General features: G+C 64.6%; 21 protein-coding genes. 3 read left to right on the plus strand and 18 right to left on the minus strand.

What is annotated here, in order from left to right:
- The first annotated feature begins 200 nt into the window (after positions 1 to 200).
- Positions 201 to 1,244, plus strand: coding sequence for a DMT family transporter (locus G3N97_RS09035; RefSeq protein WP_205992909.1), 1,044 nt, complete (start codon positions 201 to 203; stop codon positions 1,242 to 1,244).
- 152 nt (positions 1,245 to 1,396) lie between these two features.
- Here the strand turns inward: G3N97_RS09035 and G3N97_RS09040 are convergent, their stop codons facing one another.
- Together G3N97_RS09040 and G3N97_RS09045 are read right to left on the minus strand one after the other, a co-directional pair.
- Positions 1,397 to 1,729 (minus strand): RnfH family protein, encoded by a 333-nt coding sequence (locus G3N97_RS09040; protein WP_205992910.1) that lies wholly within the window; start codon positions 1,727 to 1,729, stop codon positions 1,397 to 1,399.
- Positions 1,726 to 2,169: a type II toxin-antitoxin system RatA family toxin gene (locus tag G3N97_RS09045; RefSeq protein WP_205992911.1), complete on the minus strand. Its 444-nt coding sequence runs from the start codon at positions 2,167 to 2,169 to the stop codon at positions 1,726 to 1,728. Before G3N97_RS09045 ends, G3N97_RS09040 begins: the two co-directional genes overlap by 4 nt.
- 102 nt (positions 2,170 to 2,271) lie before the next feature.
- Between G3N97_RS09045 and smpB the strand changes: the two genes are divergently transcribed.
- Positions 2,272 to 2,718: an SsrA-binding protein SmpB gene (smpB, locus tag G3N97_RS09050; protein WP_065060154.1), complete on the plus strand. Its 447-nt coding sequence runs from the start codon at positions 2,272 to 2,274 to the stop codon at positions 2,716 to 2,718.
- A gap of 129 nt (positions 2,719 to 2,847) precedes the next feature.
- On the opposite strand, the gene G3N97_RS09055 is transcribed toward smpB, so the two are convergent.
- The 3 genes from G3N97_RS09055 to ppsA form a co-directional block, all read right to left on the minus strand.
- The gene (locus G3N97_RS09055; protein ID WP_065060155.1) at positions 2,848 to 3,804 is read right to left on the minus strand and encodes an SPFH domain-containing protein; all 957 of its coding nucleotides are present in this window, start codon (positions 3,802 to 3,804) and stop codon (positions 2,848 to 2,850) included.
- A gap of 40 nt (positions 3,805 to 3,844) precedes the next feature.
- Positions 3,845 to 4,300, minus strand: a complete 456-nt coding sequence (locus G3N97_RS09060) for an NfeD family protein (protein ID WP_205992912.1) — start codon at positions 4,298 to 4,300, stop codon at positions 3,845 to 3,847.
- 161 nt (positions 4,301 to 4,461) lie between these two features.
- The gene (ppsA, locus tag G3N97_RS09065) at positions 4,462 to 6,861 is read right to left on the minus strand and encodes a phosphoenolpyruvate synthase (RefSeq protein ID WP_205992913.1); all 2,400 of its coding nucleotides are present in this window, start codon (positions 6,859 to 6,861) and stop codon (positions 4,462 to 4,464) included.
- 403 nt (positions 6,862 to 7,264) lie between these two features.
- Between ppsA and G3N97_RS09070 the strand changes: the two genes are divergently transcribed.
- A complete protein-coding gene (locus G3N97_RS09070; protein WP_205992914.1) occupies positions 7,265 to 8,080 on the plus strand; it encodes a pyruvate, water dikinase regulatory protein in 816 nt (271 codons plus the stop codon).
- A gap of 99 nt (positions 8,081 to 8,179) precedes the next feature.
- On the opposite strand, the gene G3N97_RS09075 is transcribed toward G3N97_RS09070, so the two are convergent.
- From G3N97_RS09075 to frr, 13 genes are all read right to left on the minus strand, one after another.
- Positions 8,180 to 8,965 (minus strand): RNA methyltransferase, encoded by a 786-nt coding sequence (locus G3N97_RS09075; protein WP_205992915.1) that lies wholly within the window; start codon positions 8,963 to 8,965, stop codon positions 8,180 to 8,182.
- Positions 8,966 to 9,059: 94 nt separating this feature from the next.
- Positions 9,060 to 9,740, minus strand: a complete 681-nt coding sequence (gene rnhB, locus G3N97_RS09080; protein ID WP_205992926.1) for a ribonuclease HII — start codon at positions 9,738 to 9,740, stop codon at positions 9,060 to 9,062.
- A 101-nt stretch (positions 9,741 to 9,841) separates the two neighbouring features.
- On the minus strand, positions 9,842 to 11,011 hold the full coding sequence (gene lpxB, locus G3N97_RS09085) for a lipid-A-disaccharide synthase (protein ID WP_183713978.1): 1,170 nt from the start codon (positions 11,009 to 11,011) through the stop codon (positions 9,842 to 9,844).
- A 3-nt stretch (positions 11,012 to 11,014) separates the two neighbouring features.
- Positions 11,015 to 11,803 carry an acyl-ACP--UDP-N-acetylglucosamine O-acyltransferase gene (gene lpxA / locus G3N97_RS09090; RefSeq protein WP_065060160.1) on the minus strand — a complete coding sequence of 263 codons (789 nt, stop codon included), beginning with the start codon at positions 11,801 to 11,803 and terminating at the stop codon, positions 11,015 to 11,017.
- A gap of 73 nt (positions 11,804 to 11,876) precedes the next feature.
- Positions 11,877 to 12,341 (minus strand): 3-hydroxyacyl-ACP dehydratase FabZ, encoded by a 465-nt coding sequence (gene fabZ, locus G3N97_RS09095; protein ID WP_065060161.1) that lies wholly within the window; start codon positions 12,339 to 12,341, stop codon positions 11,877 to 11,879.
- Positions 12,342 to 12,659: 318 nt separating this feature from the next.
- Positions 12,660 to 13,730, minus strand: a complete 1,071-nt coding sequence (gene lpxD / locus G3N97_RS09100) for a UDP-3-O-(3-hydroxymyristoyl)glucosamine N-acyltransferase (RefSeq protein WP_205992916.1) — start codon at positions 13,728 to 13,730, stop codon at positions 12,660 to 12,662.
- 18 nt (positions 13,731 to 13,748) lie between these two features.
- Complete coding sequence (locus G3N97_RS09105) at positions 13,749 to 14,255, minus strand: OmpH family outer membrane protein (RefSeq protein ID WP_065060163.1); 507 nt, start codon at positions 14,253 to 14,255, stop codon at positions 13,749 to 13,751.
- 80 nt (positions 14,256 to 14,335) lie between these two features.
- On the minus strand, positions 14,336 to 16,642 hold the full coding sequence (gene bamA, locus G3N97_RS09110; RefSeq protein WP_205992917.1) for an outer membrane protein assembly factor BamA: 2,307 nt from the start codon (positions 16,640 to 16,642) through the stop codon (positions 14,336 to 14,338).
- 67 nt (positions 16,643 to 16,709) lie between these two features.
- Positions 16,710 to 18,182, minus strand: a complete 1,473-nt coding sequence (rseP, locus tag G3N97_RS09115; RefSeq protein ID WP_205992918.1) for an RIP metalloprotease RseP — start codon at positions 18,180 to 18,182, stop codon at positions 16,710 to 16,712.
- An 88-nt stretch (positions 18,183 to 18,270) separates the two neighbouring features.
- The gene (locus G3N97_RS09120) at positions 18,271 to 19,452 is read right to left on the minus strand and encodes a 1-deoxy-D-xylulose-5-phosphate reductoisomerase (protein ID WP_205992919.1); all 1,182 of its coding nucleotides are present in this window, start codon (positions 19,450 to 19,452) and stop codon (positions 18,271 to 18,273) included.
- A gap of 24 nt (positions 19,453 to 19,476) precedes the next feature.
- Positions 19,477 to 20,286: a phosphatidate cytidylyltransferase gene (locus tag G3N97_RS09125; RefSeq protein WP_205992920.1), complete on the minus strand. Its 810-nt coding sequence runs from the start codon at positions 20,284 to 20,286 to the stop codon at positions 19,477 to 19,479.
- The gene (gene uppS, locus G3N97_RS09130) at positions 20,280 to 21,062 is read right to left on the minus strand and encodes a polyprenyl diphosphate synthase (RefSeq protein WP_074984510.1); all 783 of its coding nucleotides are present in this window, start codon (positions 21,060 to 21,062) and stop codon (positions 20,280 to 20,282) included. The genes G3N97_RS09125 and uppS overlap by 7 nt, the downstream gene beginning before the upstream one ends.
- Before the next feature lie 63 nt (positions 21,063 to 21,125).
- Complete coding sequence (frr, locus tag G3N97_RS09135; RefSeq protein WP_205992921.1) at positions 21,126 to 21,686, minus strand: ribosome recycling factor; 561 nt, start codon at positions 21,684 to 21,686, stop codon at positions 21,126 to 21,128.
- Between the last annotated feature and the right edge of the window lie 15 nt (positions 21,687 to 21,701).

Consider the following 21,701-nt stretch of genomic DNA (forward strand, 5'->3'; position numbering starts at 1 on the left):
TTCCGCGAAGTTTTGAAGGGCGCACGCACCGGGAATTCGACCCGAATTTCACTCCGACTCGATCGCGCCGCGGCCCGGTGCAGGATTGAACAAGACGCGCGCGCGCCGCCCCGCTATGCTGGCACCCATTCTGTGCGGCCATGCGGGCCGCCGGTGCGCGATCAGCGCGTTCAAGCAAAGCCGAAGCGGAGGCAAGTGAAATGCAGCGTGGTGTGTTGTACGGCGTGTTGGCCGGTGCGTTATGGGGAACCGTCTTTCTGGTGCCCCGGCAATTGCCGGAGTTTTCGCCGCTGCTGCTGAGCGCCGGGCGCTATGTCATGTACGGGCTCGTTTCGCTCGCGGCGCTCATGCCGATGCTGCGCCGCGTCTGGCCGCGCATCACGCGCGCGGACCTGATCGCGCTCGTCAAACTCGCGCTGATGGGCAACCTGCTCTATTACCTCTTTCTCGCCAGTGCGATCCATCTCGTGGGCATCGCACCCGCTTCGCTGATCGTTGGCGTGCTGCCGGTGACCGTCACCTATCTGGGCCGCGGCGACCACGGCGCCGTGCCGCTTTCCAAGCTCGTCTGGCCGCTCGCGATGATCGCGGCGGGCATCGTCTGCATCAACGTGGATGTGTTCACGGCCAATACGTCCGACCACGCGAGCGTGCTGACCAAGATCGCCGGGCTCGGCTGCGCGCTGGGCGCGCTGGTCTGCTGGACGTGGTTCGCGGTCGAAAACGCACGCTACCTGCAGCGCAACGACCACTTCGGCGGCAATGAGTGGTCGGTGCTCTGGGGCGTGGTGACGGGCGCGCTCGGCGCGCTGCTCTGGCTCGTAATTCTGGTCCTGCCGTCCGGCGCGGTGCAGGCAACCGTCGCCGACGGCCGCTGGACCACGTTCTGGCAACTCAATCTGGTGCTGGCGATCGGCGCGTCGTGGCTCGGCAACGGACTCTGGAACGCCGCCGCCAAGCGCCTGCCGCTCACGCTGTCCGGGCAGATGATCGTGTTCGAGACGCTGTTCGCGCTGCTCTACGGCTTCATCTACGACCACCGCCTGCCGCGCGGGCTCGAAATCGCGGCCATCGTCCTGCTGATGGCGGGCGTGAGCTGGTCGGTCCGCCAGCACGCGGGCGGCCCGGAAGACACCGCGCACGGCGACGGCATCGTGCCGGACGGCGATCTGCCGGGCCTCGGCGGCGATTCGGGTTCGCGCCCGCCCGGCAACGGCAGCGAGCGCCGCAGCACGACGGCTTGATTCCGCTTGATCCCGCTTGATCCCGCTTGATACCTTGTGGAGCGGGCGCGAAAACCGCGCGCCCAAAACACATTCGGCGCGGTCCATCGAGCGATGGCCGCGCCGAAATGCTGATCGATCAGACTAAAACGCCGAAGAAACCCCGAACCGGCTCAGCGCGAATCCTTGTTCTGCCACTTGCGCCCTTCGATCGAGCCTTCCTTGCGCGTCTTGTCGACGCGGCGCTGGCGCGCGAGCTTGGGATCGACCAGCAGCGGACGGTAGATTTCCACGCGATCGTGGTCGGCGAGCACCGTGTCGAGCGGCTTGAGCTTGCCGTAGACGCCCACCTTCAGTGTCGTCAGATCGATCTCGGGATGGCGCGCGAGCACGCCGCTCGCCTCGATCGCCTGCTGCACGGTGGCGCCCGGCGCCAGTTGCACGCCGATGAGCGTCTGCGCGTCGGGCAGCGCGTAGCACACGTCGATGGACAGTTTCGCGCTCATACCTTGTTCTTGCCGTAACGCTGGTCGGCACGCTTGACGAAAGAATCGACAAAGGTGTTCGCGATGTGATGGAACACCGGCCCGATGATCTTTTCGAGAATGATGTTCGAAAACTCGTAATGGAGCGCGAATTCGATCTTGCAGGCGTCGGCGCGCAGCGGCGTGAAGCGCCAGGCGCCCGTGAACTTCTTGAAAGGGCCGTCGGTGAACTCCATATCGATACGACCCGGGCGCGTCTGCGTGTTGCGCGTGGCGAAGTGCTGCTTGATGCCCTTGAAGTTGATGTCGATTTTCGCCTCCATACCGGTTTCGTCCTTGCGACGAACCTCGACGCCGCCGCACCACGGCAGGAAGTTGGGGTAGTCGTCGACGTCGGTGACGAGGTCGAACATCTGTTCCGCCGAATGGCGTATCAACACGGTTTTCTGGACATCCGCCATAAATTGCGCAATGCGAGGCAAGGGTGAAAGCGCGACGGGCTTTCGCTGGCCCGCTTTGCTAAAATCGTAATTTTACAAGAGTTGGGCCTTTTCCATTTTCCTATGAGCATCATCGACAACAGAAAAGCGTTCTTCGACTACTTCATCGAAGAGCGCTACGAGGCAGGACTCGTGCTCGAAGGATGGGAGGTCAAGGCTATGCGCGCCGGGCGGGCCCAGATCAAGGAAGGCTACGTCATCATCAAGGACGGCGAGCTTTACCTGATCGGCACGCACATCAGCCCGCTGCCGGAGGCCTCGACGCACATCAATCCCGATCCCACGCGCACGCGCAAGCTGCTGCTGCACCGCGACCAGATCGACAAGCTGATCGGGAAGATCGAGCAGCGCGGCTTCACGCTCGTGCCCCTGAATTTCCACTACAAGGGCGGGCGCGTGAAGTGCGAAATCGGCCTTGCAAAGGGCAAGAAGCAGCACGACAAGCGCGAAACCGAGAAGCAACGCGACTGGCAGCGCGAAAAGGCGCGCCTGATGCGCACGCCGACGTAATCGCGCGCTTCCCACGCGTCACGCGCGTCAGGATGCAAAAAGGGCGGCCTCGAGCCGCCCTTTTTTCGTCTGGAAACCGCGCGAAATCGGTCCCCAAATGTGCCGATTTGCCGCAGCCGGGCGGCCCGCTCAGGCGCCCTTCGCCGCGTCGCGGCTCAACTGCCCTTCCTTCATGCCCGTGCGGTTCACGATGGTCAGCGCCGACGCGATCATCGAACTCAGATCGCTCATGTTGCCCGGCACGATCAGCGTGTTGCCCTGCTTGGCCAGATTGCCGAACGCGGTCACATATTGCTCGGCCACCTTCAGGTTGACGGCGTCCATGCCGCCTTGCGCCTGGATCGAATTGCCGATCTTCTGGATCGCCTGCGCATTCGCCTCGGCCACGGCCAGAATCGCCGCCGCCTGCCCCTGCGCCTGGTTGATGGCCGCCTGCCGCTCACCTTCCGACTTCTGGATCGCCGCCTCGCGCGCGCCTGCCGCGAGGTTGATCTGCTCCTGCTTGCGCCCTTCCGACGCCGCGATCAACGCACGCTTCTCGCGTTCGGCGGTGATCTGCGCCTGCATCGCGTGGAGGATTTCCTTCGGCGGCGTGAGATCCTTGATCTCGTAGCGCAGCACCTTCACGCCCCAGTTCGACGCCGCCTCGTCGAGCGACGACACCACGCTGTGGTTGATGAAATCGCGCTCCTCGAACGTCTTGTCGAGTTCCAGCTTGCCGATCACCGAGCGCAGCGTGGTCTGCGAAAGCTGCGTGATCGCGAACACGAAATTGCTCGATCCATACGACGCCTTCATCGGATCGGTGACCTGAAAATACAGCACGCCGTCGACCTGAAGCTGGGTGTTGTCGCGCGTGATACAGATCTGGCTCGGCACGTCGAGCGGGATCTCCTTGAGCACGTGCTTGTACGCCACGCGGTCGATAAACGGCAGCACGATCGTGAGGCCCGGCGTGAGCGTCGCGTGATAGCGGCCCAGCCGCTCCAGCACCCACGCGTGCTGCTGCGGCACGATCTTGACCGTCTTCGACACCATCACGATGACGATCACGAGCAAAATCAATCCGACGATAGGCACTTGCATACACATTCCCCCTGAGCTTCGACTGGTTTGTTCCGATTGATCACGCGTGACGCGGCGCGCCCGCAGCGCGATGCGCGCCCACGATCAGACAGTTGCCGCGCACGGCCTGGATTTCATAGAGCGGCGCGTTATCGGGCTCGCCGGGCGCGAGCTCCACGTCCCATTCGGCGCCGCGATACATCGAGCGCGCGCGGCCTTCATGCCACGCGGCGACAGTCAGCGTCGAGCCGATATCGAGATTCACGCTGGGATCGGTCGAGGCATCGACCATGCGGCGGCGACGTCCAAAGCGCGAGCGGCGCAGCACGATCACCGCGATCAGCGCGACGAGCGCCGCGCACATGAGCTGCAGATCGAGCGGCGCGCCCAGCTCATACGCCGCCACGCCGGCGAGAAAGCCGAGCGCGATCATCAGCAGATAGAAGGTGCCGGTCATCAGCTCGGCCACGATCAGCACGCCCGCGCCGATCCACCAGAACACACCATGCGGACCCACTTCGACCTCCCAAAGCAAAACACCCCGGATAGACCGGGGTGTTATAGCACGAAGCTGACACTTTTTTCCGCAGCGTGCGAAAGTGAAGCGTAAGGCAATACGACCGCCTCAACCTTCGCACGTTGCGCGCCACGCGCGAGACGCATGTGGCGCGTTCAGCCTTACTTGCCTTGCGCCTTGGCCAGCGCCTGCCACGTCTCGACGACCGTGTCCGGGTTCAGCGAAATCGAAGCGATGCCTTCTTCAGCAAGCCACTCGGCGAAGTCCGGATGATCGGACGGGCCCTGACCGCAGATGCCGACGTACTTGTTCAGGCGGCGGCAGGTTTCGATCGCGCGCTTGAGCAGGAACTTGACGGCCGGATCGCGTTCGTCGAAGTCGGCGGCCAGCAGTTCCATGCCCGAGTCTCGGTCGAGACCGAGCGTAAGCTGCGTGAGGTCGTTCGAACCGATCGAGAAGCCGTCGAAGTACTGCAGGAACTCTTCGGCGAGAATCGCGTTCGTCGGCACTTCGCACATCATGATGAGGCGCAGGCCGTTCTCGCCGCGCTTCAGGCCGAACTTCGCGAGCAGGCCAACCACGCGCTCCGCCTGCTTCAGCGTACGCACGAACGGCACCATGATCTCGACGTTCGCGAGGCCCATTTCTTCACGCACGCGCTTGAGCGCCAGGCACTCCATTTCGAACGCCTGCGCGAAGTCGTCGGCGATGTAGCGCGACGCGCCGCGGAAACCCAGCATCGGGTTTTCTTCGTCCGGCTCGTAGCGCGAACCGCCGATCAGCTTCTTGTACTCGTTCGACTTGAAGTCGGACATACGCACGATGACGGGCTTCGGATAGAACGCCGCCGCGATCGTGGCGATGCCTTCCGTCAGCTTGTCGACGTAGAACGCGCGCGGCGACGCATGGCCGCGTGCCACGCTTTCCACGGCCTTCTTCAGGTCCGCGTCGACGTTCGGGTACTCGAGAATCGCCTTCGGGTGAACGCCGATGTTGTTGTTGATGATGAACTCGAGACGCGCGAGGCCGACACCTGCGTTCGGCAGTTGCGAGAAGTCGAACGCGAGTTGCGGGTTGCCGACGTTCATCATGATCTTGACCGGAATGGCCGGCAGCTCGCCACGCTGGACTTCGCTGACTTCCGTTTCCAGCAGACCGTCGTAAATGCGGCCTTCGTCGCCATCCGCGCACGACACCGTCACCAGCGCGCCGTCCTTGAGCAGGTCGGTTGCGTCGCCGCAACCCACGACTGCCGGCACGCCCAGCTCACGCGCGATGATCGCCGCGTGGCAGGTACGGCCGCCACGGTTCGTGACGATGGCCGCTGCGCGCTTCATCACCGGCTCCCAGTTCGGGTCGGTCATGTCGGCGACCAGCACGTCGCCCGGCTGCACGCGTTCCATTTCGGACGGATCGTGAATCACCTTCACGCGGCCCGCGCCGATCTTCTGACCGATTGCGCGGCCCGTTGCCAGCACCTGCGACTGACCCTTGAGCTTGAAGCGCTGCTCGGCCTTGCCGGCGGCCTGGCTCTTCACCGTCTCCGGACGTGCCTGGAGAATGAAGATCTTGCCGTCGAGACCGTCCTTGCCCCACTCGATGTCCATCGGACGCTGGTAGTGCTTCTCGATGATGACGGCGTACTTGGCCAGCTCGATCACGTCTTCGTCGGTGATCGAGAAACGGTTGCGCTGTTCGTGCGAGACGTCGACCGTCTTCACGCGGCCCGGCTCGCCCGGCTGCGTGAATTCCATCTTGATGAGCTTCGAGCCGATCGAGCGGCGAATGATCGGCGCCTTGCCTTGTGCGAGCGTGGTCTTGAAGACGTAGAACTCGTCCGGATTCACGGCGCCCTGCACCACGGTTTCACCGAGGCCGTAGCTCGACGTGATGAACACCGCTTCCTTGAAGCCCGATTCCGTGTCCAGCGTGAACATCACGCCTGCGGCGCCACGGTCCGAACGGACCATGCGCTGCACGCCCGCCGACAGTGCGACTTCGGCGTGGGTGAAGCCCTTGTGGACGCGATACGAGATGGCGCGGTCGTTGTAGAGCGACGCGAACACGTGCTTGAGGCGATCGAGCACGTCGTCGATGCCGACCACGTTCAGGTAGCTTTCCTGTTGACCGGCGAACGAAGCGTCGGGCAGGTCTTCCGCCGTTGCCGACGAGCGCACGGCGAACGAGAGTTCCGACGGCGAGCTCGCCTTCAGCGTTTCGAAGCCGGCGCGGATGTCCGCTTCCAGTTTCGGCTGCAGCGGCGCGTCGATGATCCATTGGCGGATTTCCTTACCCGCTTCGGCCAGCGCCTTGACGTCGTCGACGTCGAGCGTTTCCAGACGGGCGGCGATCCGCTCGGTCAGGTTGTTGTGCTTCAGGAAGTCGCGGAATGCGAGCGCGGTCGTCGCGAAACCCGTGGGTACGCGCACGCCAGCCTCAGCCAACTGGCTGATCATTTCGCCGAGCGAGGCGTTCTTGCCGCCCACGATCTCGACGTCGGTCATCCGCAACTGCTCGAAAGGCACTACATAAGCCTGATCCTTGGCAACGGTGTTAGTCATACAAGCCCCTAAGTGTGAAAAAAATTCACGATTGCGCAAGTGGGCTCGAACGCGGACCGCCCATTGGAAGCGGATTCGCGTCTTGCGCAACCTGTTGGAGAAGCAATCGCCCGTGGCGCGAAAGCTCACACACAGCGGAAGGAAAAGCAGGAAGATGCGCGCGATTGCAGGGAGTTATGCAAAATCGCTGCAAGTTGACGCCAGATTGAGCCACGATGGGCTGCCGTTTGGCGTGGTTGCACTGCAATTGCTTATCCAACAGGTTGCCGCTATTCTACCGTGCCGACTACAGAAAATGTGTCAGTCGGCGAGAATCGCGCCGCGGCCCCGCCCGCAGGCGCAGTCCGGGCGCCCAAGCCCGTCCTGTGAGCCGCACAGCAGTTCACGTACCCAGCCTCATCCGATGCCGCCAACCGTATTCATCGTCTCCGACGGTACCGGGATCACCGCCGAGACCTTCGCGCATTCGATCCTGTCGCAGTTCGACCAGAAATTCCGCCTCGTGCGCGTTCCGTTCATCGATTCGACGGAAAAAGCCTACTCGACCGCCGAAAAAATCAACGAAGCCGCCGTTCAGGAAGGCCGCCGCCCGATCGTCTTCACGACGCTCGTGGACAGCCATTCGAACGAGATCGTCAAACGCGCGAACGCGCTCGTGCTCGACATGTTCCAGACCTTCGTGGAACCGCTCGAACAGGAGCTGGAGCTCAAGTCGAGCCACGCGATGGGCCGCGGCCACCAGAACGCCGACACCGACGAATACAAGAACCGCATCGAGGCGATCAACTTCTCGCTCGCGCACGACGACGGCCAGTCCGACCGCAATCTCGCCGACGCCGACGTGATCCTCGTGGGCGTGTCGCGCAGCGGCAAGACGCCGACGAGCCTCTATCTGGCGATGCAATACGGCGTGAAGGCCGCAAACTATCCGCTGATCCCCGACGACTTCGAGCGCGGCAAGATGCCGAATTCGCTGTTGCCGCATCGCGGCAAGATCTTCGGCCTGTCGATCGATCCGCAGCGCCTCACGGAAATCCGCAACGAACGCCGTCCGGGCAGCAAGTACGCCGCGCTGGAAAATTGCCGCTACGAAGTGAACGAAGCCGAGGCGATGATGCGCCGCGAAGGCATCAAGTGGCTCTCCTCCACGCACAAGTCGATCGAGGAAATCGCCACCACGATCCTGCAGGAAATCCGCATCGACAAGCCCGCGTATTGAACGATCGAGCGCGGCCGATCGCTGAAACGGATCGCTGCAAACGCAAAAAGGCCCGCACGCAGCGGGCCTTTTTCAATTCGCGGCAACGAGCCGCAAGACTCAGCGCGCGCGGCGCTGCTGCCGGCATTGCTCGAACACGCACACGGCGGCGGCCGCCGCCACGTTGAGCGACTCCATGCCGCCCGGCTGCGGAATGGTCACGCGCAGCGCGGCCGCGTCGCGCCAGACCTGCGAGACGCCCGCGCCTTCGTTGCCGAACACCCAGGCGACCTGCCCCGTGAGATCGGCCTCGTCGATGGCCTGCGCGCCGTGCGAATCGGTGATCACGACGGGCACGCCAAGCAGATCGACGAGTGTCTCGGGCTCGACGTTCTCGAACACCTGCAGCAGAAAATGCGCGCCCATCGCCGAGCGCAGCACCTTCGACGACCACGCGTAGGCCGTTCCCGGCGTGCAGAACACCTTGTCGATACCCGCGGCCGCCGCGCTGCGCAGAATCGAGCCGACGTTGCCGGCATCCTGCAAACCGTCGAGCACGAGGCAAGTCGATTCGACGCGCTGCGGCAGCGTCGCTTCGGGCATATCGACGAGCAGCAGCATGCCCGCGCCGTGCACGACGTTCGAAAGCTGGCCGAACAGCGCGTCGGGCAGCGTGATGATGCGGCGCTCGTCCACGCGCGCGACGATGTCCTGCGCCTCCGCGTGCGCGAGCGCGCCTTCGGTCACGACGCAATATTCGGGCTGCGAGCCGCCGTCGAGCCAGGCGCTCGCCAGATGGAAGCCTTCGAGCAGCGCCTGATGCGCGCGGCGCTGCTGATGGGTCGAGCCGGCCAGCGCCTTGAGGCGCTTGTAGAGCGGGTTGTCGCGCGAGGTAATGGCTTTCACGGGCGGGCCTGACGATCAGTAATGCGGTGAATGAAAAGGAAAACGGCGCCGCACGAGGCGACGCCGATGGGGCTGCGCGGCGACACCGGTGCGTCTAGAGCGGCGCGAATGCGTCGCCGTCGGCTGCGGACGCCGCCGTAGCGACGCTTGCGGTCAACACCGCGCCGTGCAGCGCAAACGCTTCGCGCACCGGCGCAAACGAGCGGCGATGATGCTCGCACGGACCATGCTCGCGCAGTGCGGCCAGATGCTGCGCCGTGCCGTAGCCCGCGTGCGCATCGAAGCCGTAGAACGGGAAGGTTTCGTGCAGTTGCGTCAGCATGCGGTCACGCGTGACCTTGGCGATGATCGACGCCGCCGAAATCGCCGGCACCAGTGCATCGCCGCCGATCACCGCTTCGCTGCGCACCGGCAGCACCGGGCAGCGATTGCCGTCGATTTTCGCCAGCGTCGGCGTGACGCTCAGGCCTTCGACCGCGCGGCGCATGGCCAGCATCGTCGCGTGCAGGATGTTGAGCGTGTCGATTTCCTCGACGCTCGCTTCGGCCACGCACCAGGCCAGCGAGTGCTCGACGATCAGATCGTAGAGCGCGTCGCGCGCCTTGGCCGTGAGCACCTTCGAGTCGTCGAGTCCGGCAATCGGGCGCGCCGGATCGAGAATCACGGCAGCCGCGACCACGGGACCGGCGAGCGGGCCGCGCCCGGCTTCGTCGACGCCGCAAATCACGTCGTCGGGCGACTCGAACAGCAAGCCGGCCTGCTCCGCGAGTTGCATTCGCGCGGCGCGCTTTTGCGCCGCCTGCGACGGTGCCTTCGTCCGCGTCGCGCCGCTCGCCGCACCCTTCGGCGCAGCCTTGGCGCGGGTCGTGCTTCCGGTCATGCCTTGCTCCTGCGGCCTTCGGTGATGCGCGCGACCACTTCCGCCGCGCGCTCCGCGGTGTTCTGGCGCAGCGCGATGTGCATCTGCGTGAACACTTCGGTCAGGGTGCGCCGGTTCGCCTCGTCGTGCAACTGCGTGAGCGTGGCTTCAGCCAGCGCCTCGGGCGTGGCGAAATGCTGAAGAATCTCGGGCACGACAAAACGTCCCGCGAGAATGTTCGGCAGACCGACGTACGGCAGATAGCCCTGGCGGCGCATGATCTGCCCCGTGAGCCAGGGCACCTTGTACGAGATGACCATCGGCTTCTTGAGCAGCGCGGCCTCCAGCGTGACCGTGCCGCTCTTCACGAGGATCGCGTCGGCGGCTGTCATCGCGACTTGCGACTGACCGTCGATGATCGTGAGCGCGAGACCCTGATGCGAATTCGCGAGTTCCTGCAACTGCGCGTGGATCGCGGGCGTCGCCGCCGGCATCACGAAACGCAGACCCGGTTCGCGCTGCTGCATGATCTGCATCGCGTCGAAGAAGGTCGGGCCGATCAGGTTGATCTCGGAGCGACGGCTGCCCGGCAGCACGGCGATCACCGGACCGCTTTCGGGCAGACCGAGTGTGCGGCGCGCGCCCGGCACGTCCGGTTCGAGAGGAATCTCGTCGGCGAGCGGATGGCCCACGTAGGACGCGGCCACGCCGGCCTTTTCGAGAATCGCCGTTTCGAACGGGAACACGCAGAGCATGTGATCCACCGACTTCTGGATCTTCTTGATGCGCCCGCCCCGCCACGCCCAAATCGACGGACAGACGAAGTGAATCGTCGGAATGCCGGCGTCGCGCAGCGGGTGTTCGAGACCGAAGTTGAAATCCGGCGCGTCGACGCCGATAAAGGCGTCGGGCGGTTCCGCGAGCAGTTGATGCTTGAGCTCGTTGCGGATGCGCAGAATTTCGGGAATGTGCTTGAGCGCCTCGACGTAGCCACGCACGGTGAGCTTGTCCATCGGCCAGTGCGCGTCGAAACCGACGGCCTGCATGCGCGGGCCGCCGATTCCGTAGTACTGCGTGCTATCCGGCAGCTTGCTGACGAGCCCCTTGAGCAGCGACGACGCGAGCAGGTCGCCGGACGGTTCGCCGGCGACCATCGCAAGACGCAGCGGACGGTTTTGCAGCGCCATCGTTTAGCGGATGATGCCGCGCTGCGACAGCTCGACGAAATCGAGCAGCGCCTTCACGTGCGTGTCGCCGTCGCCGCCCGCCTGGGCGAGTTCGGCGAGTTGCACCTTCGCCTCTTCGAGCGACAGACCGTTCTTGTAGAGCGTGCGGTACGCCGAACGCAGCGCCGAAATCGCGTCGGGCGAGAAACCGCGGCGACGCAGACCTTCGACGTTGATGCCGTGCGGCACCGCCTTGTTACCGGCGGCGATCACGAACGGCGGCACGTCCTGCACGAGCGCCGAGGCGCCGCCGACCATCGAGTGCGCGCCGATGCGCACGAACTGGTGCACGCCGGTCATGCCGCCGACGATCGCGTGGTCATCGACGATCACGTGACCCGCGAGTTGCGCATTGCTCGACATGATGATGTTGTTGCCCAGACGGCAGTCGTGACCGACGTGCACGTAGGCCATGATCCAGCAGTCGTCGCCGATCGAGGTGATGCCGGTGTCCTGCACCGTCCCCGTATGCAGCGTCGTGAACTCGCGGATGGTGTTGCGGTTGCCGATCACGAGCTTCGTGGGTTCGCCCTTGTACTTCATGTCCTGCGGGCGGCCGCCGACCGACGCGTAATGGCCGATGCTGTTGTCTTCGCCGATCGTGGTGTGGCCTTCGATCACGCTGTGCGAGCCGATCTTGGTGCGCGCACCGATGGTGACGTTCGCGCCCACGATCGCATACGGGCCGATCTCGACCGTTTCATCGACCTGTGCGCCCGGCTCGACGATCGCAGTGGGATGGATCCTGCTCATTCGTCCTGGCTCTCCGAATTCTGTTAGCGTGCCCGCGCGCCACCCGGCGCGCGACGGCAATGCGCGGCGCGTCTTATTGCGCTGCGTCCATTTTCTTGACGGTACACATCAGTTCCGCTTCGCAGGCAACCGAGCCTTCGACTTCGGCGACTGCCTTGAACTTCCAGATGCCGCGCATGTAGCGCTCGAACGTCACGTTCAGGACGAGCTGGTCGCCCGGTTCCACCACGCGCTTGAAGCGCGCGCCGTCGATGCCGACGAAGTAATACAGCGTGTTCTCGAAGTCCTGCTCTTCTTCCGAGAACGTGAGCAGCGCGGCGGTCTGGGCCAGCGCTTCGAGAATCATCACGCCGGGCATGACCGGACGCTGCGGGAAATGGCCCGTGAAAAAGGGCTCGTTGATCGTCACATTCTTCAACGCCTTGATGCTCTTGTGCGGCTCGAGCTCGATGACCCGGTCCACCATCAGGAACGGATAGCGGTGCGGCAGCAGCGTGAGGATCTTGTGGATGTCGAAGTTGAGTTTTTCGATGTTCATGGTGTTTCTGCTCACGCAGGAATTGCGCGTGTGACTATCGGATGCGATGCCTGAAGTGCCTGACGTACCTCGACGGCCCGCGCTGAGGCGCAGTATGCGCCACGCACGGCGCTTCGTGCATGCGGATTGCCCCGGGGCCGATGGCCCGAGGCCCGGAACGCAAAGCGGCACGCAAAAAACGGCGCCCGCGCGTGGCGCCGGCTTTTGCGTGCCGGCCAGGCTGCGCTCTGCCAATTTCCGCCAACCCAGTGAGCGATTGACGAATGGCGGCGCGCGGCCCGGTGCCCCGAAATGCTTATGATTCTTGCCCGAGCCTGCTCAGGCGTCGCCTTGCGGCTTCTGGGCGGCTTCGAGCGCCCGGATGCGGTCGCGCAGCTTGTCGATGTTGCGAAGCAGCGCGGCGCTCTTGTTCCAGTCGGCGTGATCGACCGCCGGGAACGCGCTCGTGTAGATGCCGGCCTTGGGCAGCGACTTCGAGACGCCCGACTTCGCCGTGACGATCACGTAGTCGCCCAGCGTGACGTGCCCCGCGATGCCGACCGCGCCGCCGATCATGCAGTGCTTGCCGATGCTCGTGCTGCCGGCGATGCCCGCGCAGCCCGCGATCACGGTGTAAGCCCCGACGCGGCAGTTGTGACCGATCTGCACGAGGTTGTCGATCTTCACGCACTCTTCGATGATCGTGTCGGCCATGGCCCCACGGTCGATCGTCGTGTTCGCGCCGATTTCGACGTCAGGGCCGATCGTGACGCCGCCAACTTGCGGAATCTTGACCCAGCTACCCGTGCGCGCCTCGCCCTCGCCCGTGAAATCGGGCGCGAAGCCGAAGCCGTCCGAGCCGATCACGGCGCCCGCATGCACGATCGCGCGCGCACCGAACTTGCAGCCGTGATAGACCGTGACGCCCGGATAGAAGTGCGAGCCCTCGCCCACCTGCGTGCCGCGGCCGATGAACACATTCGCGTCCAGGCGCACGTTCTCGCCGATCACGGCGCCCGCTTCCACCGTGACGTTCGGGCCGATCACCGCGCTCGCGGCAACCTTGGCCGACGCGTCGACGTGCGCGCTCGGGTGCACGCCCGGCTGCGCTTTCGGCGTAGCGAGGTCGATGAACGCCTGCGCGACACGCGCGAAATAAGCATACGGATTGGGTGTGACGATGAAGTTGCGGCCCTCGCGCGAAGCGAGCTTTTCCAGATCGTTCGGGCTGATCAGGACCGCGCCGGCGCGGGTGGCGTCCACCTGCGACAGATACTTCGGATTGGCAAGGAACGCCAGCTGCTGCGGACCGGCCTGGTCGAGCGGCGCGAGCGAACCGACGCGTTGCGCCGGATCCCCGACCACTTCGCCGCCGAACCGCCCGGCGATTTCCTCAAGCGTAAATGCCATACGCGTGCTGCTCCTGCCTTAGTTGCTGTTGCTGCCGGTGCTGTTGGCTGCGAGCGCCTTCAGCACCTGGTCGGTGATGTCGATGCGCGGGCTGACGTACACCGCTTCCTGCACGATCAGGTCGTAATGCTGCTGTTCGGCGATCTGCTTGATGACCTTGTTCGCGCGGTCGAGCACCGCGGCGAGTTCTTCGTTGCGACGCTGGTTCAGGTCTTCGCGGAACTCGCGCTGCTTGCGCTGGAAGTCGCTGTCGAGCTGCGACAGATCGCGCTGCTTCTGCGCGCGGTCGGTCGCGGACATCGACGGACCGTTCTTGTCGATCGAGTCCGACATGGTCTTCAGACGCTGCGCCATGTCCTGCAGGTCCTTGTCGCGCTTCGCGAACTCGGCTTCGAGCTTGGTCTGCGCGGCCTTCGCGGGGGCGGATTCGCGCAGGATGCGGTCGGAGTTGACCGCCGCGATCTTCGCTTCCTGCGCATGGGCCGCGCCCGTGCCGAGAGCGAGCATCGCCAGCGACAGCGTCATGGCCCCGATCGTCCGTCTGGAAAACAATCCCGTTAGCAAAGTTATCCTCTCGTTTCTGAAATTGCCTGTGGCGCGCGTCGTCAGAATGCCGTCCCGATCTGGAACTGGAACTTCTGATACTGGTCGCCTTCGTGTTTCGTGAGCGGGAAGCCCAGGCTCAGCTTGAGCGGCCCGATCGGCGAGATCCACGCGAGACCCACACCGTAGGCGTAGCGCAGACCGTTCGAACCGATGCTCGAACCCTCGTCGCCCCAGACGTTACCACCATCGACGAAGGTGAAGACGCGCAGCGTACGGTCGTAACCCGTGCCCGGCAGCGGGAACGTGAGTTCGATGTTGCCGACCACCATCTTCGAACCGCCGATCGGATCGTTCGTGGTCTTGTCGCGCGGACCGAGCGAGCTCGGTTCATAGCCACGCACCGAACCGATACCGCCGGCGTAGTAGTTCTTGAAGATCGGGTACGGCTTGCCGCCGAGACCGTTACCGTAGCCGGCCTGGAAGTTCATGCCCAGCACGAAGCCGCGCGCGAACGAGTAATAGTACTGCGCCTGCACGTCGGCCTTGTAGTACTGCGTGGCGCCCGCGGGCGTGCCGTATTCGGCGTTCGCCTGCGTGAAGTAACCGCGGCTCGGCACGAGCGCGCTGTCACGCGCGTCGCGCGACCAGCCGATCGTGAGCGGCACGTTGTTCGACACGCGGCCGAACTGGTTCACGTAGTCGATGTAGCTCTGCGGCGTGTACGAGTCGACGTCGAGGCGGTCCTGCTCGAAGCCCACGCCGAAGAAGACCGTGTCGACTTCCGAGAACGGAATGCCGAACTTCAGGTCGCCGCCGGCCGTGATGATGCGGAAGCTCGAATCGGTCGAGTAGTACAGCGGCTGATACGTACGGTAGTAGACGTCCGTAATGCGCTTGATGCCGTCGACCGTGAAGTACGGATCGACCTGCGTGACCGCGAGCGTACGGTACGTCTTCGCCGTGTTCACGTTCACCGACAGCGAGGTGCCCGAACCGAACACGTTGTCCTGCGACACGCCCGCCGAGAGCACCACCTTGTCCGTGGACGAGAAGCCCGCGCCCAGCGTGATCGCGCCGGTCGGCTTTTCGGCCACCTTGACGTCGACGTCCACCTGGTCGGCCGTGCCTTCCACCGGCACCGTCGTCACGTCGACGTCGGTGAAGTAGCCCAGACGGTTGATACGGTCCTTCGACAGCGCGAGGCGGCTCGAATCGAACCACGAGCTTTCGAGCTGGCGCATTTCGCGGCGCACGACTTCGTCGCGCGTGCGGGTGTTGCCCACCACGTTGATGCGGCGCACGTAGACGCGGCGGCTCGGGTCGACCTGCAGCGTGAGTTCGACCGTGTGATGCGCCTGGTCGATCTGCGGCAGCGCGTTGACGGTCGCGAACGCGTAACCGTATTCGCCGAGCTTGTCGACGATCGCCTTGGTCGTCGCCTGCAGCTTTTCAGCCGAGAACGTATCGCCCGGTTTGATCTTGATCAGCTTGCTGAGCTCGGTTTCGCGGTTCAGCAGATTGCCCGCGAGATGAATGCCCGAAATCTTGTACGGCTCGCCCTCATGCAGCCCGATCGTGAGGTACATGTCCTTCTTGTCGGGCGAGATCGACACCTGGGTCGAGTCGATGTTGAACTCGAGGTAACCGTGGTTCAGGTAGTACGAGCGCACGTTCTCGAGGTCGCCCGTGAGCTTTTCCTTCGAGTACAGGTCGTTCTTCGTGTACCACGAGAACCAGTTCGGCGTGGACAGCTGCATTTCGCTCAGGAGCGTGCCGCTGCTGTATGCCTTGTTGCCGATAAAGTTGATCTGGCGGATCTTCGCGCTCGGACCTTCGACCACGGAGAACAGCAGACCGACGCGGTTGCGGTCGATCGGCGTGACGGTGGTGGTCACTTCGGCGGCGTAGAAGCCGCGCGTGAGGTACTGGCGCTTGAGCTCCTGCTCCGCCTTGTCGACGAGCGCCTTGTCGTAGTAGCGGCCTTGCGAGAGGCCGACTGCGCGCAGCGCCTTCGTGAGGTTGTCCTTGTCGAATTCCTTGATGCCGGCGAAGTCGATCGTGCCGATCGCGGGACGCTCCTGCACCTGGACGACCACGACGCCGCCTTCGGCTGCGATGCGCACGTCGTTGAAAAAGCCCGTCGCATACAATGCGCGGATGGCTTCGGAAGCCTTGTCGTCGTTGAAGGTATCGCCCTGCTTGATGGGCAGGTACGCGAACACCGTGCCCGGCTCGACGCGTTGCAGTCCTTCGATGCGGATGTCCTGTACCACGAAAGGCGTCGTCGCTGCGTGGACAACGAGACCATGTGCGGCGATCGCCGCAGCCGCAACCGTTTTTGGAACCAAGCGATGAGGTCTAAACAACGTGCTTCCCCAGTATGTATAGCTGCATCAGGTCAGGCGGCCCGCCCTAGGACGCCGCCAGACACCTTTAGAAATGGATTAACCGAGCCAGATCGTTGAACAACGCGATCGCCGACAGCGCGACGATGCAGGCAAGTCCCGCTCGCTGCAGTACGAGCTGCCAGCGGTCCGAGACGGCTTTGCCCGTTACGGCTTCAACCGCATAATATAACAGATGCCCCCCGTCCAAAACGGGAATTGGGAGCAGGTTGAGTACGCCCAGGCTAATACTGACAAGGGCGAGGAACGACAGGAACGCCGAAGGACCGAGCCGCGCGCTCTTCCCGGCATAGTCAGCAATCGTCACCGGCCCCGAAAGATTCTTCAGCGAAGCCTCGCCCGTGAGCATGCGGCCGAACATCCGCAGCGAGTAAAACGCGATATCCCACGTGCGATAAGCGCCCAGCCGCGCGCTCTCGATCGGGCCGTAGCGCACCTCGACCGACGGCGCCTGCGCCGAGAGCGCCGCACCGATGCGACCGACCTCGCTGCCCGTTTCCTCATCGCGCTGCGCGGCCGGCGTCACGCTCAGCGTGAGCGCTTGCGGCTTCGACGGCGTGGCGTTCGACGGATTGCTGCGGGTGGCGCCGGCGTTGTCGTCCGAGTTATTGTCCGCGTCGCTATCCGCGGCCTCGGCCGGCACGGCGCCGCCGCGCTCGATCGACAACTGCACGGGCTTGCCCGCATGCGCCTTCACATACGCGATGAAGCTGCTTGCGCTATCAACGGGACGGCCGTCGATCGCGCGCAGACGATCGCCCTTTTCCAGACCCGCCTGCTGCGCCGCGCTGCCCGGCTCGATGCCCGCGATGCGCAGCGTGCCGCCGCCCGGTTCGAGACCGAGCTTCGACATGAAGTCGTCGTCGAGATCCTGGCTCGTGAGACGCGAGAGATCCAGCGGGAAATCGTAGGTACCGGCGCCGTCGCGCGCGGCAAGCACCACGCGGCCGTGCTCGAATGCCGTCGACATGAGCTTCCAGCGCAGATCCGCCCACGAACGCACGGGTTCGGTGTGGCTGCCGCTGGCGTTGCTCACGGAGAGAATGGTTTCGCCGCCCTGGAAACCGGCCTGCGCCGCGGCCGACTGCGCAGGCGGCATCGCCACGATCGCCGCGGGCTCGGTCACGCCGCTCGCGTAGACCGCGCCGAACAGCACGATGGCAAGAATGAAGTTCGCGACCGGACCGGCCGCCACGATGGCGATACGCTTGCTGACCGGCTGACGGTTGAACGCGTGCGGCAGATCGGCCGCATCGATCGTGTCGGGCGACTCGCGCTCGTCGAGCATCTTCACGTAGCCGCCGAGCGGCAACGCCGAGATCGTCCACTCGGTGCCGGTCTTTTTGCTGACCCATTGCAGCAGCGGACGGCCGAAGCCGATCGAGAATCGCAGAACCTTGACGCCGCACAAGCGCGCGACGCTGTAGTGACCATACTCGTGTACGACGACGAGCACGCCGATCGCAACGACAAACGCCACCAGTTCGGTGAGCAGATTCATAGCGCCTCCTCTGCTGGAAGCAGCACGCTGGTGCTGGAGCGGCGCGCCGGGGATCGCCCGGCCTCGCCGCTGGGCCCGCTGCCGGACCTTACGCCGGCACCGGCAGGCTGTCGATGATGGTGTGTGCCGCGCGGCGCGCGGCGGCGTCGGCTTCGAGCACGACTTCGAGGCTCGTGGCGGGACGATTCTGCAGTGCGTTGAGCACGGCGTCGACCGTCTGCGCGATGGCCATGAAGCCGATGCGGCGGTTGAGGAAGGCCTCGACCGCGATTTCGTTGGCCGCATTGAGCGTGGCGCTCGCCACGCCGCCTTCGTTCAGCGCCTTCATGGCGAGCGCGAGGCACGGGAAACGCGTGTAGTCGGGATGCTCGAAGTTGAGCGTCGCGACCTGCACGAGATCGAGTTGCGCGACGCCCGAATCCACGCGATCCGGATACGCCAGCGCGTGCGCGATCGGCGTGCGCATGTCGGGGTTGCCCAGTTGCGCGAGCACCGAACCGTCCGCGTACGAGACCATCGAGTGAATCACGCTCTGCGGATGGATCAGCACGTCGATGCGATCGCCCGGCAGATCGAACAGGTAATGCGCCTCGATCACCTCGAGACCCTTGTTCATCATCGTGGCCGAGTCGACCGAAATCTTGCGGCCCATCGACCAGTTCGGGTGCTTGCAGGCCTGCTCCGGCGTGACGTCGACGAGCGTCGACGGTTCGCGCGTGCGGAACGGGCCGCCCGAGGCGGTCAGAATGATCCTGGTCACGCCGCCGTGCATCGCCGCTTCGCGCGGCAGGCACTGGAACACGGCGTTGTGCTCGCTGTCGACGGGCAGCAGCACCGCGCCGTTGTCGCGCACCGCGTTCATGAAGATGTCGCCCGACATCACGAGCGCTTCCTTGTTCGCGAGCAGGATGCGCTTGCCGGTTTGCGCCGCCGCGAGCGTGGGCTCGAGGCCTGCCGCGCCCACGATGGCCGCGACCACCGTGTCGCAGCCGTCGCTTTTCGCGACATCGATGAGTGCCTGCGGACCGTGCGTCACGACGGTCTTCGAACCGGCCGCGCGCAGCTTGCGCTCGACGTCCTGAGCCGTCGCGGCGTCGCCGACCACGGCCACTTCAGGCGCGAAACGCAGACATTGTTCGACGAGCTTGTCGCCGTTGCGGTGCGCCGTGAGCGCATAAACCGTGAAGCGGTCCGGATGACGCGCGACGACGTCGAGCGTGCTGTCTCCGATCGAGCCCGTAGAACCGAGCAAGGTGAGTCGTTTTTGCATTTCCATTTCTCTAGCCGAACGCCTTTAGCCAAGCAGCAGCATGGCAAGCGGCAGCACCGGCAACAGCGCATCGATGCGGTCGAGGACTCCGCCGTGACCCGGCAGGAGGCCGCTCGAATCCTTCACGCCGGCCTGGCGCTTGAGCATCGATTCGAACAGATCGCCGACCACGCTGAACGCGACCAGCACGGTAAGCACGAAGAACGCGCGGCCCAGACCAAGCTGGCCGGCCAGCGCCGAATAAAGCGTGGGTTCGAACGCGTGCAGCGCGAGCGCGGCAGCGGCGACGATCATCACGGCCGCCCAGCCGCCGACGGCCCCTTCCCAGGTCTTGCCGGGGCTGATGGCGGGCGCGAGCTTATGCTTGCCGAATGCCTTACCGGCAAAGTATGCGCCGATATCGGCCAGCCAGACCACCAGCAGCAGCGACAGCACGAAGGCCACGCCCGAGGTGCGCGCGAGTACCAGCGCGTGCCAGCAGGCGCAGAAGATCACGAGCCCGGCGGCCAGCAGGAAGGCGCGCCAGGCGCCCGCGGCGAGCACCGGCTTGCGCACCAGCACATACGGCCCGGCGACGATCCAGAAGATACCGGCCGCCTGAAACAGCGGACGCGGCGTGGCGAGACGCTCGCTCGCCAGCACGGCAAGCGCGGCGATCAGCGCATAGACGATCGAACCGACCTTCCCCGCCTTGAGCAGGCGCGCCCATTCCCACGCGGCGAACGCCACCACGACATGGATCAGCACGCCAAAGGCGGCCACCGGCGCGAACAGCGTGACCGGCAGCAGCACGGCCAGCAGGACGATCGCCGTGATGACACGGGTCTTTAGCATGAAAGGGAGTCGGCGTTCTGGGACTGGGTTTCGAGCTGCGCGCTGGTACGGCCAAAGCGGCGCTCACGTTCGGTGTAGGACGCGATCGCGCGATTGAGCGCGTCGCGATCGAAATCGGGCCAGAACGTATCGGTGAAATAGAATTCTGCGTAAGCCAGTTGCCAGAGCAGGAAATTGCTCACGCGCTGCTCGCCGCCCGTCCGGATAAACAGGTCGGGCTCGGGCGCGTAGTTCATGGCGAGATACTGGCCAAGCGTGTCTTCGGTGACCGGCACCGGCTCGCCCGCCGCCACGGCGGCTTCGACCAGCTTGCGCGTGGCCTGAAGGATGTCCCAGCGGCCACCGTAATTCGCGGCGATGGTCAGCGTCAGACGCGTGTTGCGCGCCGTCTTGGTTTCGGCGCGGCGGATCAGATCCTGGATACGCTCGTTGAACATCGACAGGTCGCCGACCACGCGCAGGCGAATGCCGTTCGCGTGCAGGCGCCCTACCTCGCGTTCCAGCGCCGAGATGAACAGGCGCATGAGAAACGAGACTTCGTCGGTCGGGCGCCGCCAGTTCTCGGAACTGAAGGCGAACAGCGTCAGGTACTCGACGCCGCGCTCGACGCAACCCTCGACGACCGCACGCACGGCGTCCACGCCACGCGTGTGGCCCGCGACGCGCGGCAAGCGGCGTTGCGTCGCCCAACGGCCATTGCCGTCCATGATGATCGCGATGTGGCGCGGCACGGCCGCCACTTCGGGCACGCGAACGGTTGAGCTGGTATAGGTCATGGCCGTCGGACTATAACTGCGATAAGGAAAGAGAAACCCTGGCGGGATGAGAGCCTGGCGGCCTCAAACCGTCATGATCTCGGCTTCCTTGGTCTGGACGAGCTTGTCGATTTCCGTGACGAAGCGGTCCGTCAGCTTCTGGACGTCGTCGCCGCCACGGCGCTCGTCGTCTTCCGAGATTTCCTTGTCCTTCACGAGCTTCTTCAGTTGCTCGTTGGCGTCGCGACGCAGGTTACGCACGGCAACCTTGGCCGTTTCGCCTTCGTTCTTGACGACCTTCGTGAGCTCCCTGCGGCGCTCTTCGGTCAGCGCGGGCATCGGCACGCGGATCAGATCGCCGTGCGTGGCCGGGTTCAGACCCAGATCCGACTCGCGGATGGCCTTTTCGATGACCTGAACCATCTTCTTTTCCCACGCCTGCACGCCGATCGTACGAGCGTCGACGAGCGTGAGGTTGGCCACTTGCGAGATGGGCACGGGCGAACCGTAGTAGTCGACCTGGATGTGATCGAGCAGGCCCGTGTGGGCGCGGCCCGTGCGGATCTTCGCGAGATCGCTCTTGAATGCGTCGATCGAGCGTTGCATTTTCTGCTCGACGCCCTTCTTGATGTCAGCCACAGCCATTTTGATACCTCCGAA

The organism is Paraburkholderia sp. Ac-20347, assembly GCF_017104805.1.
Classification (GTDB): domain Bacteria; phylum Pseudomonadota; class Gammaproteobacteria; order Burkholderiales; family Burkholderiaceae; genus Paraburkholderia; species Paraburkholderia tropica.

Excerpts from the sequence above, each read along its gene's own strand:
- G3N97_RS09035 (WP_205992909.1), top strand. The coding sequence starts at position 201 with ATGCAGCGTGGTGTGTTGTACGGCGTGTTGGCCGGTGCGTTATGGGGA.
- G3N97_RS09040 (WP_205992910.1), bottom strand. The coding sequence starts at position 1,729 with ATGAGCGCGAAACTGTCCATCGACGTGTGCTACGCGCTGCCCGACGCG.
- G3N97_RS09045 (WP_205992911.1), bottom strand. The coding sequence starts at position 2,169 with ATGGCGGATGTCCAGAAAACCGTGTTGATACGCCATTCGGCGGAACAG.
- smpB (WP_065060154.1), top strand. The coding sequence starts at position 2,272 with ATGAGCATCATCGACAACAGAAAAGCGTTCTTCGACTACTTCATCGAA.
- G3N97_RS09055 (WP_065060155.1), bottom strand. The coding sequence starts at position 3,804 with ATGCAAGTGCCTATCGTCGGATTGATTTTGCTCGTGATCGTCATCGTG.
- ppsA (WP_205992913.1), bottom strand. The coding sequence starts at position 6,861 with ATGACTAACACCGTTGCCAAGGATCAGGCTTATGTAGTGCCTTTCGAG.
- G3N97_RS09070 (WP_205992914.1), top strand. The coding sequence starts at position 7,265 with ATGCCGCCAACCGTATTCATCGTCTCCGACGGTACCGGGATCACCGCC.
- rnhB (WP_205992926.1), bottom strand. The coding sequence starts at position 9,740 with ATGCAACTCGCGGAGCAGGCCGGCTTGCTGTTCGAGTCGCCCGACGAC.
- lpxB (WP_183713978.1), bottom strand. The coding sequence starts at position 11,011 with ATGGCGCTGCAAAACCGTCCGCTGCGTCTTGCGATGGTCGCCGGCGAA.
- lpxA (WP_065060160.1), bottom strand. The coding sequence starts at position 11,803 with ATGAGCAGGATCCATCCCACTGCGATCGTCGAGCCGGGCGCACAGGTC.
- fabZ (WP_065060161.1), bottom strand. The coding sequence starts at position 12,341 with ATGAACATCGAAAAACTCAACTTCGACATCCACAAGATCCTCACGCTG.
- lpxD (WP_205992916.1), bottom strand. The coding sequence starts at position 13,730 with ATGGCATTTACGCTTGAGGAAATCGCCGGGCGGTTCGGCGGCGAAGTG.
- G3N97_RS09105 (WP_065060163.1), bottom strand. The coding sequence starts at position 14,255 with ATGACGCTGTCGCTGGCGATGCTCGCTCTCGGCACGGGCGCGGCCCAT.
- rseP (WP_205992918.1), bottom strand. The coding sequence starts at position 18,182 with ATGAATCTGCTCACCGAACTGGTGGCGTTTGTCGTTGCGATCGGCGTG.
- G3N97_RS09120 (WP_205992919.1), bottom strand. The coding sequence starts at position 19,452 with ATGCAAAAACGACTCACCTTGCTCGGTTCTACGGGCTCGATCGGAGAC.
- G3N97_RS09125 (WP_205992920.1), bottom strand. The coding sequence starts at position 20,286 with ATGCTAAAGACCCGTGTCATCACGGCGATCGTCCTGCTGGCCGTGCTG.
- uppS (WP_074984510.1), bottom strand. The coding sequence starts at position 21,062 with ATGACCTATACCAGCTCAACCGTTCGCGTGCCCGAAGTGGCGGCCGTG.
- frr (WP_205992921.1), bottom strand. The coding sequence starts at position 21,686 with ATGGCTGTGGCTGACATCAAGAAGGGCGTCGAGCAGAAAATGCAACGC.